The 16,952-nt window shown below is 69.7% G+C and carries 16 protein-coding genes; 7 read left to right on the top strand and 9 right to left on the bottom strand.

What is annotated here, in order from left to right; translation table 11 throughout:
• The first annotated feature begins 36 nt into the window (after positions 1 to 36).
• Positions 37 to 1,473: a M1 family metallopeptidase gene (locus OG453_RS05695; RefSeq protein WP_266865083.1), complete on the top strand. Its 1,437-nt coding sequence runs from the start codon at positions 37 to 39 to the stop codon at positions 1,471 to 1,473.
• 43 nt (positions 1,474 to 1,516) lie between these two features.
• On the opposite strand, the gene OG453_RS05700 is transcribed toward OG453_RS05695, so the two are convergent.
• Both OG453_RS05700 and OG453_RS05705 read right to left on the bottom strand, forming a co-directional pair.
• The gene (locus OG453_RS05700; protein ID WP_266869724.1) at positions 1,517 to 3,085 is read right to left on the bottom strand and encodes a M4 family metallopeptidase; all 1,569 of its coding nucleotides are present in this window, start codon (positions 3,083 to 3,085) and stop codon (positions 1,517 to 1,519) included.
• A gap of 198 nt (positions 3,086 to 3,283) precedes the next feature.
• Complete coding sequence (locus OG453_RS05705; protein WP_266865085.1) at positions 3,284 to 3,838, bottom strand: N-acetyltransferase; 555 nt, start codon at positions 3,836 to 3,838, stop codon at positions 3,284 to 3,286.
• A 273-nt stretch (positions 3,839 to 4,111) separates the two neighbouring features.
• Between OG453_RS05705 and OG453_RS05710 the strand changes: the two genes are divergently transcribed.
• Positions 4,112 to 4,669 (top strand): hypothetical protein, encoded by a 558-nt coding sequence (locus tag OG453_RS05710; protein WP_266865087.1) that lies wholly within the window; start codon positions 4,112 to 4,114, stop codon positions 4,667 to 4,669.
• 79 nt (positions 4,670 to 4,748) lie between these two features.
• Here OG453_RS05710 and OG453_RS05715 read toward each other — a convergent pair whose 3' ends face one another.
• From OG453_RS05715 to OG453_RS05725, 3 genes are all read right to left on the bottom strand, one after another.
• Positions 4,749 to 5,585 carry a phosphoenolpyruvate hydrolase family protein gene (locus OG453_RS05715; protein ID WP_266865089.1) on the bottom strand — a complete coding sequence of 279 codons (837 nt, stop codon included), beginning with the start codon at positions 5,583 to 5,585 and terminating at the stop codon, positions 4,749 to 4,751.
• Positions 5,586 to 5,612: 27 nt separating this feature from the next.
• A complete protein-coding gene (locus OG453_RS05720) occupies positions 5,613 to 6,863 on the bottom strand; it encodes a Tm-1-like ATP-binding domain-containing protein (RefSeq protein WP_266865091.1) in 1,251 nt (416 codons plus the stop codon).
• A 143-nt stretch (positions 6,864 to 7,006) separates the two neighbouring features.
• Positions 7,007 to 7,582 carry a TerD family protein gene (locus tag OG453_RS05725; protein ID WP_266865093.1) on the bottom strand — a complete coding sequence of 192 codons (576 nt, stop codon included), beginning with the start codon at positions 7,580 to 7,582 and terminating at the stop codon, positions 7,007 to 7,009.
• 221 nt (positions 7,583 to 7,803) lie between these two features.
• Between OG453_RS05725 and arfB the strand changes: the two genes are divergently transcribed.
• Complete coding sequence (gene arfB, locus OG453_RS05730; protein ID WP_266865095.1) at positions 7,804 to 8,241, top strand: alternative ribosome rescue aminoacyl-tRNA hydrolase ArfB; 438 nt, start codon at positions 7,804 to 7,806, stop codon at positions 8,239 to 8,241.
• A 59-nt stretch (positions 8,242 to 8,300) separates the two neighbouring features.
• Here the strand turns inward: arfB and OG453_RS05735 are convergent, their stop codons facing one another.
• A complete protein-coding gene (locus tag OG453_RS05735; RefSeq protein WP_266869726.1) occupies positions 8,301 to 8,849 on the bottom strand; it encodes a flavin reductase family protein in 549 nt (182 codons plus the stop codon).
• A gap of 393 nt (positions 8,850 to 9,242) precedes the next feature.
• Here OG453_RS05735 and cdgB point away from each other — a divergent pair, with 393 nt between their 5' ends.
• The gene (gene cdgB, locus OG453_RS05740; protein ID WP_266865097.1) at positions 9,243 to 10,925 is read left to right on the top strand and encodes a diguanylate cyclase CdgB; all 1,683 of its coding nucleotides are present in this window, start codon (positions 9,243 to 9,245) and stop codon (positions 10,923 to 10,925) included.
• Positions 10,926 to 11,016: 91 nt separating this feature from the next.
• Positions 11,017 to 11,994 (top strand): carbohydrate-binding protein, encoded by a 978-nt coding sequence (locus tag OG453_RS05745; RefSeq protein WP_266865099.1) that lies wholly within the window; start codon positions 11,017 to 11,019, stop codon positions 11,992 to 11,994.
• Here the strand turns inward: OG453_RS05745 and OG453_RS05750 are convergent.
• The 3 genes from OG453_RS05750 to OG453_RS05760 form a co-directional block, all read right to left on the bottom strand.
• Positions 11,975 to 12,898, bottom strand: a complete 924-nt coding sequence (locus tag OG453_RS05750) for a 1-phosphofructokinase family hexose kinase (RefSeq protein WP_266865101.1) — start codon at positions 12,896 to 12,898, stop codon at positions 11,975 to 11,977. The two genes, OG453_RS05745 and OG453_RS05750, sit on opposite strands and share 20 nt — an antisense overlap.
• Before the next feature lie 132 nt (positions 12,899 to 13,030).
• Positions 13,031 to 14,170: an N-acetylglucosamine-6-phosphate deacetylase gene (gene nagA / locus OG453_RS05755; RefSeq protein ID WP_266865103.1), complete on the bottom strand. Its 1,140-nt coding sequence runs from the start codon at positions 14,168 to 14,170 to the stop codon at positions 13,031 to 13,033.
• The gene (locus OG453_RS05760; RefSeq protein ID WP_266865105.1) at positions 14,170 to 15,156 is read right to left on the bottom strand and encodes an ROK family protein; all 987 of its coding nucleotides are present in this window, start codon (positions 15,154 to 15,156) and stop codon (positions 14,170 to 14,172) included. The genes nagA and OG453_RS05760 overlap by 1 nt, the downstream gene beginning before the upstream one ends.
• A 272-nt stretch (positions 15,157 to 15,428) precedes the next feature.
• On the opposite strand from OG453_RS05760, the gene OG453_RS05765 reads away from it, so the two are divergent.
• Positions 15,429 to 16,646, top strand: coding sequence for an ABC transporter substrate-binding protein (locus OG453_RS05765; protein ID WP_266869727.1), 1,218 nt, complete (start codon positions 15,429 to 15,431; stop codon positions 16,644 to 16,646).
• A 9-nt stretch (positions 16,647 to 16,655) separates the two neighbouring features.
• Positions 16,656 to 16,937 (top strand): DUF3263 domain-containing protein, encoded by a 282-nt coding sequence (locus tag OG453_RS05770; RefSeq protein WP_266865107.1) that lies wholly within the window; start codon positions 16,656 to 16,658, stop codon positions 16,935 to 16,937.
• Positions 16,938 to 16,952 lie beyond the last annotated feature (15 nt).

The following is a 16,952-nucleotide window of genomic DNA, read 5'->3' on the forward strand; positions in this document are numbered from 1 at the left end:
GCCCCCGCCGAACATATGCCGCATAAGATCGCATCCGTGCACCCACGATCCACCGCGCCCCGCGGCACAACCACCGCCGCACTGGCCGCCTTCACCGCTCTCGCCCTCACCGCATGCAGCGGCTCCGGAGTGCACGGCACGCCCGGAGCCGACGGTGTGCGCGACCCGTACTTCCCGAAGCTGGGCAACGGCGGTTACGACGTCGCGCACTACGGCCTGACCATCGGCTACGACCCCGACTCCCGCCATCTCACCGGCGAGGCCGAGATCACGGCACGTGCCACGCAGGACCTCAGCGCCTTCAACCTCGACCTCAAGGGTCTGGACGTACAGACGGTGATCGTCGAGGGGAAGAAGGCCAACTTCCACCGCGACGGGCAGGAGCTGACGGTCCGTCCGCCCGACGACCTCGACAAGGGCGAGACGTTCCGCACCACCGTCCGCTACTCCGGCACCCCGGAGACCATCACCGATCCGGACGATTCCGAGGAGGGCTGGCTGCGGACGGAGGACGGCGCCATCGCGCTCGGCGAGCCGACGGGCTCGATGGCCTGGTTCCCCGCGAACAACCACCCGTCGGACAAGGCCGCGTACGACATAAGGATCACCGTCCCCAAGGGCCTGAAGGCCATCTCCAACGGCGAGTTGACCCGCGAGTCGACCAAGAACGGCCGCACCACCTTCGCCTGGCACAGCGCGGAACCGATGGCGAGCTATCTGGCGACCGTCGCCATCGGGACGTACGAGGTGAAGCGCTCGACCACCAAGTCGGGCATCCCCGTGCTCACCGCCGTGGATCCCTCCCAGGTCAAGGCGAGCGCGAAGACGCTCGCCAAGATCCCCGAGATCATGGAGTGGCAGGAGCTGAACTTCGGCCCCTACCCCTTCTCGTCGACGGGCGCGATCGTCGACAGGGAGGAGGACGCGGGGTACGCCCTGGAGACCCAGACCCGCCCCACCTTCCCCGGCGCCCCCGACACCGGACTCCTCGTCCACGAGCTGGCGCACCAGTGGTTCGGCGACTCCGTGACGCCCAAGTCCTGGCAGGACATGTGGCTCAACGAAGGCTTCGCGACGTACGCGGAGTGGCTGTGGGAGGAGGACCAGGGCGGCGACAGCGTCCAGGAGACCTTCGACGCGATCTACGACGACGAGTACTACGAGTCCGACGAGGACAACGAGGCGATCTGGGCCTTCCCGCCGGCAAAGCCGCCGTCCGCGGCGCGCATCTCGGACAGTCCGGTGTATGAGCGTGGCGGCATGGTCGTCCACAAGATCCGGCAGGCGGTGGGCGACGACACCTTCTACGACATCGTGCAGGGCTGGACGAAGTCGCGTCGCCACGGCAACGCGGACACGAAGGACTTCACGCGGTACGTCGAGGAACACGCGGGCGGCGACGCGGCGCGCAAGAAGGTGCGCGCGATCTGGGGTCCGTGGCTCTACGAAGACGGAAAGCCGGACCACCCCTGAGGGGTGGCCCGGCTGCAGAAGCCGTATTGGCCCTGTTCCAGGGCTACTTGACGTTCACCCCGGTCCAGGCGGCCGCGACCGCCTTCTCCTCGGCGCTGCCCGCGCCGTACAGGTCGGCGGCCGCCTTGAGCGTGGCGGTGCGGGCGCCCGCGTAGTTGGTCGTCGACGTCATGTAGACGGACAGCGCCTTGTACCAGATCTGGTAGGCCTTGGTCCGCCCGATGCCGGTGAGCGAACTGCCGTCCGCCGTGGCGGAGTCGTAGGAGACGCCGTTGATGGTCTTCGCGCCGCTGCCCTCGCTCAGCAGGTAGAAGAAGTGGTTGGCGACGCCGGACGAGTAGTGCACGTCGAGGCGGCCGACGTTCTTGGACCAGAAGTCGGCGGAGTTGCCGTCCTTGCTGGGCTTGTCCATGTAGCGCAGCGGGGTGCCGTTGCCGCGGATGTCGATCTTCTCGCCGATGAGGTAGTCGCCGACGTCGCTCGGGTTGTTGGAGTAGAACTCGACGGACGTGCCGAGGATGTCGCTGGTCGCCTCGTTCAACCCGCCCGACTCGCGGCTGTAGTTGAGCTTCGCGGTGGACGCGGTGAGCCCGTGGCTCATCTCGTGGCCGGCCACGTCGAGCGAGGTCAGCGGCTTGAGGTTGCCCGCTCCGTCGCCGTACGTCATGCAGAAGCAGGCGTCGGACCAGAAGGCGTTGACGTACGCGTTGCCGTAGTGGACGCGGGAGTAGGCGGCCTTGCCGTCGCCGGCGATGCCGTTCCTGTTGAACTCGGACTTGTAGAAGTCCCAGGTCTGCGCGGCTCCGTACGCGGCGTCGACGGCGGCGGTCTGCCGGTTCTGCGGCGTCCCGTCGCCCCACTTGTCGTCGGCGTCGTGGAAGAGGGTTCCGGTGCCCGACGTGCCGCCGTTCAGGTCGTACGTCTTGTGGCCGCCGCGGGCGCCGTCGGTGAGGTCGTAGCCGCCGGACGCGGAGGCGGTCGAGCCGACGGCGACGGAGCCGCTGTACTGGCCAGTGCCGGTGCCGTTCTCGATGGCCTCGTGGCTGAAGAGCTGCTTGCCGGTGCGGGCATCGGTGACGACGTGCAGCTCGCTGGGGGTGCCGTCGTGCTGTACGCCCGTCACGACGGTCTCGTACGCGAGGACGGGCGAACTGCCCTTGTCCCCGGCCCAGATGACCTTGCGTACGTTCTTGGCGCTTGCCTTCTTGGAGTCGGCCGCGGCGACGGCGGACTTCTTGGCGTCGGCGCTCGACACATCGGCGTCCGTCGACGCCACGGATATCCGTCCGCCGCGGGCCTTGTCGACGCTTTTCAGCTTGCCGCTCTTGGCGGTGTGGGCGACGAGGTCGCCGCCGAGCACGGGCAGGCCGTCGTAGGTGCGCTCGTAGCGGGTGTGGACGGTGCCGTCGGTGTCCTTGACGACATCGCGGACGACGAGCTTCTCCTTGCCGCCGAGTCCGATCGCCTCGGCGGCCGAAGAGGCGTCCGCCTGGGCCGACTTGATGGCATCGGCGCGCTGCGCGGCGCTCAGGCGCAGGGTGCCCGCGCCGGCGGAGTCCTGGTCACCGGCCGCGGTGGCGGCGGTGGTGCTCTGGACGCCGATGACGACCATGGCGGCGGATGCGGCGAGGGCGGCGGCGCGAACAGCGGTCTTGCGAGGGGTGGGGGACTGCTGTCTCACTGGCTCTCCTTGAAAGGGCTTGGCCGGGTGGGGAGCGGCGGAGAGAGAGTGACACCGGTGACCCGTTGATTGACGGTTCACGAACAACTCTTTACTTGTTCTTGTCCGAATGGTGCGGCCCAATGTCCGCTATGCGTACGGTTGTTGATCCTGGGTCGGCGACTCTTGCCGGGTGAGTGGCTTGCGGAACACGGCGCAAGGACGTTCCGCGCCGCGATCCTTCCTGCGATCGACGACCTCGTACCCGAGCGAGCCCCAGAAGGCGAACCCCGCGTCATTGCCCTCAAGGACGGCGAGACGCACCCCCTCGCGCCCCTCCTCCCGGAACCGCTCCTCGATCATGCCCACGAACTCCCTCCCGTACCCCTTGCGTTGCTGCCGCACGTCCACCATCAGCAGCCCGATCCACGGATCGGGGTCGGCGGGATCGGGATGCCGGTCCAGCGTGATCCCGACCCCGACGACCCGCCCCTCGGAACGGGCCAGCAGCACCTCGGCCCCCGGCACGGCCAACTCGTCCGCCAGCGCGGCGGCGACCTGCTCGGGACGGATGTCGTCCGGGTCGGGGAAGTCGCCGGAGAGCGCATGGAAGGCGCGGTTGGAGGCGTACACGGCGGTGAGCTCGGTGAGCAGTTCGCCGGGCAGGGCGCCGCTGTCCGACGGGGTGAGCGGTTCGAGAATCATGCGGCGCAGATTAGTGGACGGAGAGGCCGGTTCCCGCTGCCGTCCATTTCGCTTTCTTTCCCTCACGCACCAGGAATTGATTCCGGCATCGCACGTCTGAACAAATTCAGGACAGCTGTCGATTTGGCCGGAAGAACGGGTGCCGCGAGGCGCGCGAATTCTTCAATCTGTACGAGCGCCGCCGTGCCCACAGAAAATCTGTGAGGCGGGAAAGCATTCGGTTCTCAACCAAAAAGTGCGGCGCTCAACCAATTCCCCGGAAGGGAGAATTACGTGGCAAGCAGCAGGGCACGTATCCGCGTAGAGCTCGTCAAGGTCCACTGTTTCGACACCGAGGACAACCTCGGCGGCGACGAGTTCTACGTCGTGGGTGCCGCCGCCTGTGGTGACATCCGCAACGTCGTCCTCACCAAGCCGCTCGACATCAACGACCAGCAGACGAAGATGTTCAACCCGACCGAGTCCGTGATCTTCGAGGGCGAGGTCGGCATGGACGACACCCTCACCCTCGGAATCGCCGGCTACGACGAGGACTTCAGCTCGGACTGGGGCAAGTACGGCCAGGCCCTCAAGGAGATGCTGGACTCCGTCAACAAGGTCGTCCCCATCCCCGGCCAGTTCGGCCAGCAGCTCATCGACGTCTCGTACACGGCGATGAGCGACGTCCTCAAGAAGATCGACCCGGACGACGAACTCGGTCAGCTCACCGTGTCCCGCCCCATTTCGGAAATCCACGCGGGCGACAAGCCGTGGCCGTTCGAGGGCGGCACGTGGATGGGCAAGTGGAAGTACGAAGTGACGTACCGGATCACCAAGATTCCGGTGGAGTAGCCAGTAGTGAGTAGCAAGTAGCAGGCCTCTTCTGGATGGGACGGCTTTCCGTAAAGGGCGGCCGTCCCATTCCGTGGCTTCACGGCGTGGACGTCAGCGCCTTGAACGCCCGGGTCTGCTCCACGATCGCCCGCTCCGTGGGGAGGCGTTCGATGGAGGACGCGCCGAAGAAGCCGACGATTCCCGTCGTGCGGGACAGGACGTACGCCGCGTCCTCCGGCTCCGCGATCGGGCCCCCGTGGCAGAGGACAAGGATGTCGGGGTTCACGTCCTTCGCCGCGTCGTGCATCTTCTGGACCGCTGCGGCCGCCTGGTCCAGGGTCAGGGCCGTGCCCGCGCCGATCGAGCCCTTCGTGGTCAGGCCCACGTGCGGGACGAGGACGTCCGCGCCCGCGCGGGTCATGTCCGCCGCCTGGGCCGGGTCGAAGACGTAGGGGGCCGTCAGGAGGTCACGGGCGTGGGCCTCGCGGACCATGTCGACCTCCAGGGCGTAACCCATGCCCGTCTCCTCGAGGTTGGTGCGGAACGTGCCGTCGTAGAGGCCGACCGTCGGGAAGTTCTGGACGCCCGCGAAGCCCATCGCCTTCAGCTCGTCCAGGAAGCGGCCCATGTCCCGGAACGGGTCCGTGCCGCACACCCCGGCAAGGACTGGAGTGTCCTTCACCACGGGGAGTACCTCCCTGGCCATGTCGACCACGATCGCGTTCGCGTCCCCGTACGGGAGAAGGCCGGCGAGCGAGCCGCGGCCCGCCATGCGGTAGCGGCCCGAGTTGTAGATGATCAGGAGGTCGACGCCGCCCTCCTCCGCACACTTGGCGGAGAGGCCGGTGCCGGCTCCCGCGCCGATCACCGGATTGCCTGCCGCCACCTGGGAGTTGAGGCGCGCCAGTGCTTCCTTGCGGGTGATCTGTGTCATCAGCTTCTCCTCAGGTGAAGTCGTGCGTCACGGCGCCGGCTTCAGCTCGCGCGAAGTGATCAGCTCGTCCAGACGGTTCGCCATCGCCACCGCGAACGCCGCGTCGTTGATGTGTACGTCCATTTCGTGGAGCCGGACCCCGCTGCCCCGCACCGTCGTGCGCAGGGCGGCCAGGCCCGCCGCGTCCGCCGCCGCGTCCTCGAAAGGGCCGCCGTCGATGTCCACCGCCGAGACGCCGCGCAACGGCCAGAACAGTTCGGCGGGGCCGCGTGCCGCGGCGAGCTTGTGGCCGAGCGATGCGCCAAGGGCCGCCATCTCCTGGGCGGTCGTCCGCATCAGGGTGACCGTGGGGTTGTGGACGAGCAGATTGCGGTCCGCGAGGTGTGCGGGGACGGTCGGCTCCGGGCCGAAGTTGACCATGTCCAGGGCGCCGGGGGCGACCACCTGGGGGATGCCCGCACGGCCCGCGGCGGTGAGGCGCTCGGGGCCCGCGGAGAGGACACCGCCGACCAGATCGTCGGCCAGTTCGGTGGTGGTCAGGTCGAGTACGCCGTCCAGGAGACCGTCGGCCGCCAGTTTCTCCACCGCGCGGCCGCCGGCGCCCGTCGCGTGGAAGACGAGCACCTCGTAGCCGAGCTCGGTGAGGCGGCCGCGGGCCGCGTCGATCGCGGGCGTCGTCACGCCGAACATCGTCGCCGCGACCACCTTGCGGCCCTGGCCCGCGAGTTCGTCGTGGTTGCGCTCAAAGCGGCGCGCCATGCCGGAGGCCGCGGCCGCCGCGTTGCCGAGGACCTGCCGGGAGACCGAGTTGATGCCGGAGATGTCCACCACGCTGTACATGAGGGTGATGTCGCTGCTTCCGACGTACGGGGACACGTCACCGCCCGCCATCGTGCTGACCAGCAGCTTCGGCACCCCGATCGGCAGCGCCCGCATCGCCTGCGCCGCGATCGACGAGCCGCCGCTGCCCGCCGCCGCGAGCACCGCGTGCAGCCTGCCGGCGCGGTGCAGGTCGAGGACGACCTCCGTCACGCCGTCCGCCATCGCGGCGACCGCCGCGCCCCGGTCGGCCGAGCGCCGCAGCTTCGCCAGGTCGTGCCCGGCGGCGCGGGCCACGGCTTCGGCAGATACGTCGGCGGTGGGCGCCTGCGCGGGCGGCGGCAGTGCGCCCACGTCGACGAGCAGGACGTCGCTGCCGTACTCCCGCAGCCGCTCGCGCAGCCATGCGTACTCGGCGCCTTTGGTGTCCAGCGTGCCGACCAGCACCACCGTTGCCATGGGCCCTCACACTCCTTGCCGATTGGCCTGTGCGGGTTGTTTCTGTGCCACCGCTTCGCGGTGGATCCTTTCCCGCCCACCGACGACGAGGGCCCCCGGCGGAACGAATCCGCCGGGGGCCCTCGTCAACTGCCTGGTGAACCTCAGACGTTGACGCCGAAGTCCTGTGCGATACCGACCAGACCGGACGCGTAGCCCTGGCCCACCGCGCGGAACTTCCACTCCGCACCGCTGCGGTACAGCTCGCCGAAGACCATGGCGGTCTCGGTGGCGGCGTCCTCGGAGAGGTCGTAACGAGCGATCTCGGTGCCGCCGGCCTGGTTGAGGATGCGGATGAACGCGTTCCGCACCTGGCCGAAGTTCTGCGAGCGGTTCTCGGCGTCGTAGATCGAGACCGGGAAGACGATCTTGTCGATGTCGGCCGGGAGGCCCGCCAGGTTGACGTTGATCTGTTCGTCGTCGCCCTCGCCCGCACCCGTGACGTTGTCACCGGTGTGCACGATGGTCTGGTCCGGCGTCGCCTTGTTGTTGAAGAAGACGAAGTGGCCGTCCGAGAAGACCTTGCCCTGGGGGTTCACCGCGATCGCGGAGGCGTCCAGGTCGAAGTCGGTGCCAGTGGTGGTGCGGACGTCCCAGCCGAGGCCCACGGTGACGGCGGTCAGGCCCGGAGCCTCCTTGGTGAGCGAGACGTTGCCACCCTTGGACAGGCTTACTGCCATTGTTGGGAGTCCCTTCCCTCGTTGCGTACGAACGGGCTTCGTACTGGGGACGAAGCTACCGTCACCTCTATGAACGTCGACCGGGGTCCCAGAGGTTCCAGTTCCTTTTACTTTCTTTACCCACCTCTGGCACCACACGTCCCCGGCGCGTCGGCATGACGACCGTAAATCGGCATGACGACCCTAAATACGGGTGACGTGGACCGGACAGACGCGGGACCATGGAGCACATGTCCGGTCCCTATGTCATCCGCGGCTCCGTCTCCTTGCCCGAGGCCGAGCTCATGTGGCGTTTCTCGCGGTCCTCGGGGCCGGGCGGGCAGCACGTCAACACCAGTGATTCGCAGGTGGAGCTGAGGTTCGACCTGGCGAACACGGACGCGCTGCCCGAGGTGTGGAAGGAGCGCGCCCTGGAGCGCCTCGCGAGCCGTCTCGTCGGCGGCGTCGTCAGCGTGCGGGCGTCGGAGCACCGCTCCCAGTGGCGCAACCGCGAGATGGCCGCGATCCGTCTCGCCTCGCTCCTCGCGGAAGCCACCGCCCCGCCGCCGCGGCCCCGCAGGGCCACGAAGATCCCCCGTGGCATCAATGAGCGGCGGCTGCGGAACAAGAAGCAGCGCAGCGAGACCAAGCGCGGCCGCTCGGGCCAGGGCTGGGGCTGAACCCGCAAGCCCGAGCCCGCAAACGCCGCTTCAGCAAACCCCGCTTCAGCAAACGCCGCTCACCCCAGATGCCGGTACTTCCCCTTGAAATACATCAGCGGCCCCCCGTCCGCGCTGGGCAGCTCCGCCGTGATCACGCGCCCGATGACCAGGGTGTGATCACCCGCCGTCACCGTCTGCTCGGTGCGGCACTCCAGCGTCGCGAGCGCGCCGCCCACCAACGGAGCCCCGCAGGCCTCGCCCCGTACGTAAGGGATGTCGTCGAAGAGCAGCCGGTCGCTGATCCGGCCCTTCATGGCGAACCGCCCCGCGATGTGCCGCTGGCTCTCGGTGAGCACCGAGACGCCCCACAGCGGCTGCTCGGCGAGCAGGTCGTCCATCCGGGAGCCCTCACGCAGGCTGACCAGCACCAGGGGCGGGTCCAGGGAGACGGAGAGGAAGGCCGTCGCGGTCATGCCGACGTCCTCGCCGCCCGGTGCCATCGGGTCCTGCGCGTCCAGCGGAAGCTCACGCGCGGTCACCAGGACCACGCCCGCTGCGAGCCGGGACATGGCGGCGCGGAACTCTTCGTTGCTCACCCCCACAGGATGCCTGCCGGGGGCCGGGATGCTGGGGGATGCCGGGGCGGGGGAGGCCGCGGGAGCGCCCTGGGGCGGCGCCTGCGGCGTCTGGAGTGTCTTCGGTACGGGAACCACGGCACCGACGCTAGCCCGGCGCTCCCCGCCGCCACATCGGGCCCGGGGCCGAGACCGGGCCTAGGACCGATGGCCTATGGGCCGCTGCCGAGAGGGTGGACTAGGCCAGTGGACTGGACCAACGAAGGCTTCCCATCTGTGACTTGAGTCACAGGACCCATAAATTGTTGACCCTGTGTACCGAGTGAGCTGCTCGCTGTGATTCAGTGACGGTGGCAATCAGACACTGAGGTGACTCAGACACTGAGGGAACTAAGGGCGCTGCGAATCCTGGAGTTGCTGTCGAGGTCTCGGGGAGAGCGAGCAATGGAGACCGAGTCGGAGCCGTACGTCCGTCTTGCGACCCTGCGGCAGCTGCATCAAGTGGTGGCGGACCTGAACACGGCCCGAAGCCTGGCGGACACGCTGCAGACCGTCGCCGACGGCGTGGTCAACGGCCTTGGCTATGAGCTGGCGTGCGTCAATCTCGTGCGCCCGGACGGCGACCTCGTCGTCGCCGCCTTCGCGGGCAACACCGCCGCCGAGGCGCTCATCACCGGCCGGGTCGGCTCCCGTGAGGCCTGGGAGCGCCGCCTCTCCATGGGCGAGCCCTGGGGCGCCCTCCGCTTCATCTCGTACACCGAGGGCTGGATCCTCGACGAGGACGACGTCCCCCAGTGGTACACCGAAGGGCCCGAGCCCCGCTTCGAGGACGAGTGGCACCCCTCCGACCGGCTCTTCGCCCCCATGTACGCGACCGGCGCCGCCGGCGGTGAACTGCTCGGCGTGATCTCCGTGGACCGCCCGCGCAACGGCCGCAGGCCCGGCGCCTGGGGCCGCGAGGCCCTGCAGATGTACGCCTTCCAGGCCGCCATCGCGATCAGCAACGCGCGGCTTCGCGCCAATATGCAGCGCGCCCTGGTCCGCCTGGAGCGCGAGCAGCAGGCGCTGCGAGCCAGCGAGGAGTCCTTCCGGCAGGCCTTCGAGTACGCGCCGTCCGGCATGGCCATCGCCGAGATGGGCGGCGACCAGCACGGCCGCATCCTGCGGACGAACGACGCCCTCTGCCGCCTCCTGGGCCGTCCCGCATCGGCCATGCGCCGCTACTCCTTCTCCGACCTCGTCCACCCCGAGGACATCGGCACCCTCCTGCGGACCTCCGCCGAGGGCGGCCGCGCCGAGCTGCGCCTGGCCCGCCGCGACGGGACGTACGTCTGGGTGTCGCTGCGCAACTCCGTCGTCGCCGACGCCGCCGACGGGCCCCGCTTCCTGCTCACCCACGTCGAGGACATCGAGGAGCGCAAGCGCCGCGAGCTCCAGCTCGCCCACCGCGCCTCGCACGACTCCCTCACCGGCCTGCCCAACTCCGCCGAGCTGCGCTCCCGGCTCAGCGCGCGCCTGTGCCGCCGCCCGCACGCGGGCCAGCCCAGCGCGGTGGACTCGCTGGACGCCGCGTACGACGGCGCCTACGACGCGGACGGGCAGCACGGCTTCGACTACGGCCTGCACGCCGCGCAGGCGCCGAACAGCCTGCAGCAGGGCGGCGAGGGCTTCGACCACCACGTGCACACCGTCGCGCCCCCGGAGGGGAACGGCGACACGGACGACGGCACCAAGGGCCTTGCCGTTCTCTTCTGCGATCTCGACGGCTTCAAGTCCATCAACGACCGCTTCGGGCACCACACCGGCGACGCCGTCCTCATCGAGGTGGCGAGGCGGCTCACCAACGGCGTACGCGACGGGGACACCGTCGCCAGGCTCGGCGGCGACGAGTTCGTCGTCCTCGCCGACGGTCTCGGCAGGGCCGACGCGCAGGACCTCGCGGTGCGGCTGCGGAACGCGATCATCCCGCCGATTCGCGTCGATGGGCGGGCGGTCCGGGTTGGGGCCAGTTTCGGCATCGGCTGGGCGCACTGCGGGATGACGGCCGACGAAGTGTTGCACTCCGCTGACCAGCGGATGTACGTGGAGAAACGGTCACGTGCCAAGCAGCACCGGCGGGCCGGCTGACCGTCCGGATGAGGTCAACGCCACCCCGTGGCATCACTCGGAGCGGGTAGGCTCCCCCGGTCAGCGATATGTATGAGGGAGTGACCTGGGAATGACGACGCCCGGCAATAACGGCGAGCAGACGCCGAGCGCGCCGCAGGGCGACGACGACCCGTTCGGCTATCTGTACGAGGACGGCCAGGCGGCCGGTGCGACCCCGCCCAGCGGAGGCGGCGGCTACGGCTACCCGGGCCCCCGGTCCTCGTACAACCAGGTCCGCGCGGTCGGCGACCGCCGCCCTTCGTACGGTCATCCGCAGCAGACGCAGGCGCAGCAGACGTACGGCCAGCAGGTCCCGCAGCAGCAGCCCTACGGCCAGCCGAACGCCCACTACGCGGCGCCCGAGGCGCAGCCGGGCGGCGCGCCCCAGTACTCACCGGCGCCCGCGGGCACGGGCGGCGGCCGGGGCCGCGGCCCCAACACCAAGGGCCTCCTGATCGGCGCGATCGCGGTGGTGGCGGTCGTCGCCATCGGGATCGGCGCGGCGATGCTGTCCGGCGGCGGCGACGAGAAGGACGGCCCCGATGCGGGCGGCAAGCCCAGCAAGGCGTCGACGGTCGAGCCCAGCGAAAAGCCGTCGAAGCCCGCGAAGGACCCGGTCGACCTCCCCAAGACGGACGCGAAGGCCCTGAAACTGGAGGGCGGCACGACGACGGCGTCGGACGTCCCCGGCGCGAAGGCCGCGGGTGGTGTCTACGTGGCGGGCCTCGACAAGGTCGGCGCGCAGGTCACGTGGACGGTGAACGGCATCCCCAAGGGCGGGACGTACAGCCTGTGGGTGACGTACGGCGTGCCGGGCAAGGATGCCAACGCGAACATCATCGTGAACGGCAAGAAGGAAACCCGTCCGCTGAACATGAAGAACTTCACCGGCGCCGACGAAGGCGACTGGGAGAAGGGCTGGACGAACACGTACGCCGTGATCCAGCTGAACAAGGGGACGAACACGATCGCGCTCGGGTGCGATCAGAGCAGCATCTGCGGGGCGAACCTCGACCAGATGTGGCTGGTCAAGGGGAGCCAGGGGTAGGTTTCACCCTCCCCAGCAGCTCCTCGTACACAGTCGCGTCGAACTCGCCCGCCACGGGCGAGGCCACCGTCGCCGCCGAGAGGGCTGTCGCGCGGGCCAGGCGCTCCGGCCACGCGAGGCCCTCCACCAGGGCCGAGAGCAGGCCCGCCACCGCCGAGTCGCCCGCGCCCGTCGGGTTGCCGTGGACGTGGGTCGGCGGGGTCGCCTGCCAGGTGCCGTCGGGGGTGACCGCCAGGAGGCCCTTGGCGCCCAGGGATGCCACCACCGTGTGCGCGCCCCGGCGCCGGGCGTCACGGGTCGCCTGGGCGGGCTCGTGGGAGCCGGTCAGCTCGGCGAGTTCGTCGGCGTTCGGCTTGACGATGTCGGGGCGGGCGGCGACGCCACGGCGCAGCGGCTCCCCGCTGGTGTCCAGGAGGACCGGGATCTTGGCGGCGCGGGCCGCGCGGACGAGCACGGCGTACGCGCCGACCGGCACGCCCGGCGGCAGGCTGCCGCACAGCGCGACGGCGGACGCGTCGCGCAGCAACTCCTCGTAGGCGGACTGGAATTCCGCCCATTCGGCGGGCGAGACCTGCGGCCCCGGCTCGTTGAGTTGTGTGGTGTCGCCGGTCGTTGCGTCGACGACGGCGATGGTGCGGCGGGTCGCCCCCGCTACCGGCAGCAGCGCGTCCGTGACGCGCGGCTCGTGCGCGAGACGGTTGCGCAGGGTGCGGCCGGTGTCGCCGCCCGCGAGGCCGGTCACCGTCACGTCGTGGCCGAGCGCGGCGAGCACGCGGGCGACGTTCAGGCCCTTGCCGCCGGGTCGTTCGGTGACCTCGGTGACGCGGTGCGAGGCGTGCGGGGTGAGGGCGGGGACCCGGTAGGTGATGTCCAGGGCGGCGTTCAGCGTGACGGTCAGGATCACTCGTACCACCCCCGGGAACGGTCACGTTCGGTCGCTTTCGGCGTCTGATCATGCCAAACAGAAGGCGGTTGGCCCAGAGGTCGGAACCAACCGCCTGGCGCTCAACAGCAGGTGAAATCGCCTGAGTTGGGGCTAAAAGGGCTCAACCACCCATTCGCCCTTGCACATCACGCCCTTGAGGTCGAAGCCCGCGTCGAGGACCACCAGGTCCGCGTCCTTGCCGGGCTCCAGCGAGCCGATCCTGTCGTACATCCCAAGGAGCTTGGCCGGGTTGGCGGAGATGGCGCGGACGGTGTCCTCGACGGTCAGCTTGTCGATGGTCACCGAGCGCTTGAACGCCCGGTCCAGGGTGAGCGTCGAGCCCGCGATCGAACCGCCTTCGACGAGCCGCGCCACGCTGTCCAACACCTCGACCTCCAGCGGGCCGAGCATGTAGCGACCGTCGCCGAAGCCCGCCGCGTCCATCGCGTCCGTGATGAGCGCGACGCGCCCCGCACCCGCGCGGTGGAAGGCCAGCTCGAAGGCGGCCGGGTGCAGATGCGTGCCGTCGTTGATCAGCTCGACGGTGATCCGCTCGTCCTCCAGGAGGGCGGCGATCGGTCCGGGCGTTCGGTGGCCGAGGGCGGGCATCGCGTTGTAGAGGTGCGTGGCGACGGTGGCGCCCGCGTCGATGGCCTGCACGGTCTGCTCGTACGTCGCGTCCGTGTGGCCGATCGCCGCGATCACGCCGTGCTCGGCGAGCAGGCGTACGGAGTCGATGCCGCCGGGCAGTTCGGTGGCCAGCGTGACCATCTTCGCGTGGCCGTGTGCCGCGTCGACCAGCTTGCGCACATCGGCCGGGTCCGGGTCGCGAAGGAGGGCCTCGCTGTGCGCGCCCTTGCGGCACGGGGAGATGAAGGGGCCCTCGAAGTGGATGCCGGCGATGTCGCCCTGCTCGGCGAGTTCGGAGAGCAGCCCGGCCCGCTGGACCAGGAAGTCCATCTCGCCGGTGACGGTCGATGCGACGACGGTCGTGGTGCCGTGCAGGCGGTGGGTCTGGACTCCCTTCAGTACGTCGTCGACGGTGCCGGAGGTGAAGGAGGCACCGCCGCCGCCGTGGTTGTGGATGTCGACGAAGCCGGGCACCACCCAGTGACCCGTGAGGTCGACCGTCTCCGCGTCGGCGGGCACGCTCCCCGCGATCCGCGAACCGTCGACGATCACTCGGCCGTCCGTGAGGGTCCCGGTGGGCAGCACCACCTGAGCACCGGCGAGCACCTTGCTAGTGGCCATCAGGCGGTTACCTCCGTGGGGTCGGACTTCTGGTCCGGCTTCGGGCCGGACTTCTGCTCGGACTTCTGGTTGACGAGGTCCCAGGCCAGCAGGCCCGCGCCCAGGCACCCGGCGGTGTCGCCGAGGGCCGCGGGCACGATCTGGGGCAGCGTCTGGAACTGGACGACGCGTGCCGCGACCGCGGCCCGCAGGGGTGTGAACAAGGTTTCCCCGGCCTCGGCGAGACCGCCACCGATGATCAGGGTGTGCGGGTCCAGGAGGGTGAGGGCGGTGATCAGACCGTCGGCGAGCGCGTCGACGGCGTTCTGCCAGACCTCCAGGGCGAGCGGGTCGCCGGACTCCACGGCCTTCGCGCAGTCCGCGGCGTCCGCGTCGGGGTGGCCGCTCGCCGCCGCCCACGCCTGACTCACCGCGGACGCGGAGGCGAGCCGCTCCAGGCAGCCGCGCTGACCGCAGCCGCAGGGCGGTCCTCCGGGGCGTACGACGATGTGTCCGATCTCGCCGGCCGAGCCGTGCGCACCGGGCTCGATGCCGCCGCCGATCCCGATGGCCCCGGCGATGCCCGTGCCGAGCGGCACGAACAGGAACCGGTCGGCGCCCTTGCCCGCGCCGATCCGCCCCTCGGCGAGGCCGCCGGTGCGCACGTCGTGGCCCAGGGCCACGGGTACGCCTTCCAGCCTCCGGCTCAGCAGGTCCCGCAGCGGGACGTCGTGCCAGCCGAGGTTCGACGCGTACACCGCGATGCCGCGCTCGGTGTCGACGATCCCTGGGACGGCGACGCCGGCCGCGGCTGCCGGTTCCCCGAACTCCTCGATCCCGTGCGCGCGCAGGTCGGCGGCGAAGCCGACGATGGACTCGACCACGGCGTCGGGCCCGCGCTCGCGGCCGGTGGGCCTGCGGGCCTCGTGCAGGAGCGTGCCGTCCGCCCCGACCAGGGCGGCCTTCATTCCGGTGCCGCCCACATCGAGGGCGATGACGTGTTTCACGGGGGACAGTCTCGCGCGTGACCCGCGAGAGGTCTAGTCCACTTCGGGTACTTGCGTGGGGTAATCGGCGCGGAATTTGTGGGCGTTCGCCGGTCGATCCGTGGGGCAATCGGACGGGTGTCCGTAGTGCGCCGTTGAGCAAGCGATACTGGAGTGGTGTAGACCTCGTGTTCACGCGCGGGGGAAAATCGCAGTTCACGTAGATCATGAGGGTGGGAACAGCTGTGCAGCGGCGCGCGACAGGACTGACCGCGGCGGTAGCCGCACTGGGCATGGCGGCGACTCTCGCCGGCTGCGGCGGTCCGGGCGACTCAGGCGACGTCACCCTCAAGCTGGTGGCCGCCGACTATGGCGACTCCAAGACCAACAGCTCCCAGAAGTACTGGGACAAGCTCGCCGGGAAGTTCGAGGACGAGAACCCGGGCATCAAGGTCGACGTCAGCGTCTACTCCTGGACGGACGTCGACCGCAAGGTCAAGGAAATGGTCAAGGCGGGCAACGCCCCCGACATGGCCCAGATCGGCGCCTACGCCGACTATGCCGCGCAGGACAAGCTGTACCGCGCCGAGGACCTGCTCGCCATCTCCACCCAGGCCGACTTCATGGCGCCCCTCTCCGAGGCCGGCGAGGTCAACCGCGTCCAGTACGGCATGCCGTTCGCCTCCTCCACGCGCCTCCTCTTCTACAACGAGAAGATCTTCAAGGACGCCGGCCTCACCCCGCCGCAGAGCTGGACCGAGCTGGCGGCCGACGCCAAGGCGCTCAAGGCGCGCGGCGTGAAGATCCCCTACGCCCTGCCGCTCGGCCCGGAAGAGGCGCAGGCCGAGACGATGCAGTGGCTGCTCAGCGGTGGCGGCGGCTACACCGACAACGTCGGCACGTACGACATCAACTCCGCGCAGAACGTGAAGACCTTCACCTGGCTGAAGGACGAGCTGGTCGACAAGGGCCTGACAGGACCGACGGCGCCCGCCGAGCTCGACCGCGCCGAGGCCTTCGCCGCGTTCACCCGCGGCGACGTGGGCATGCTCAACGGCCATCCCACGCTGATGCAGATGGCCGAGAAGAAGGGCGTGAAGTACGGCATGGTGCCGATGCCCGGCGTGAACGGCAACGCCAAGGCCACCATGGGTGTCGCCGACTGGATGATGGCCTTCAAGCAGAACGGCCACCGCGAGGAGATCGGCAAGTTCCTCGACTTCGCCTACAGCACGAAGAACGTCCTGGACTTCTCCCGCGAGTACGACCTGCTGCCCGTCACCACCTCCGCCGCGCAGCAGATGACCGGCAACGACGACGACAAGGCGCTCGCCGAGTTCCTGGGGGAGCTGCCCACCTCGCAGCTGTACCCGGTCGGCAAGACGTCCTGGGCGCGGGTCTCCGTCGAGGTCAAGAAGTACATCGGCAAGGCCGTCTCCCCGAACGCCGACCCGGGCTCGATCCTCACCCAGATCCAGACCAAGGCGGCGACCGAGGCGAACTCGGAATAGCGTGACGGCATGACGGGCACAACAGGCGGGCCAGACACGACAGACGACGGCACCCCGGACGACACCGGCCTCTCCGAGCGCGACCGCGCGATCCTCGCCCTGGAGCGGCAGGACTGGGTGTCCGGGCCCGGCGCCAAGGAGCGCGCGATCCGCGAGCGGCTCGGCATGGTGCCGGTCCGCTACTACCAGGTCCTCAACGCCCTGCTCGACGATCCCCGCGCCCTCGCGCACGACCCGGTGACCGTCAACCGGCTTCGGCGGGTTAGGGAGTCCCGGCGCGAGGAGCGTTGAGCGTAGGGTCGGCCC

This window comes from Streptomyces sp. NBC_01381 (assembly GCF_026340305.1).
Classification (GTDB): Bacteria; Actinomycetota; Actinomycetes; order Streptomycetales; family Streptomycetaceae; genus Streptomyces.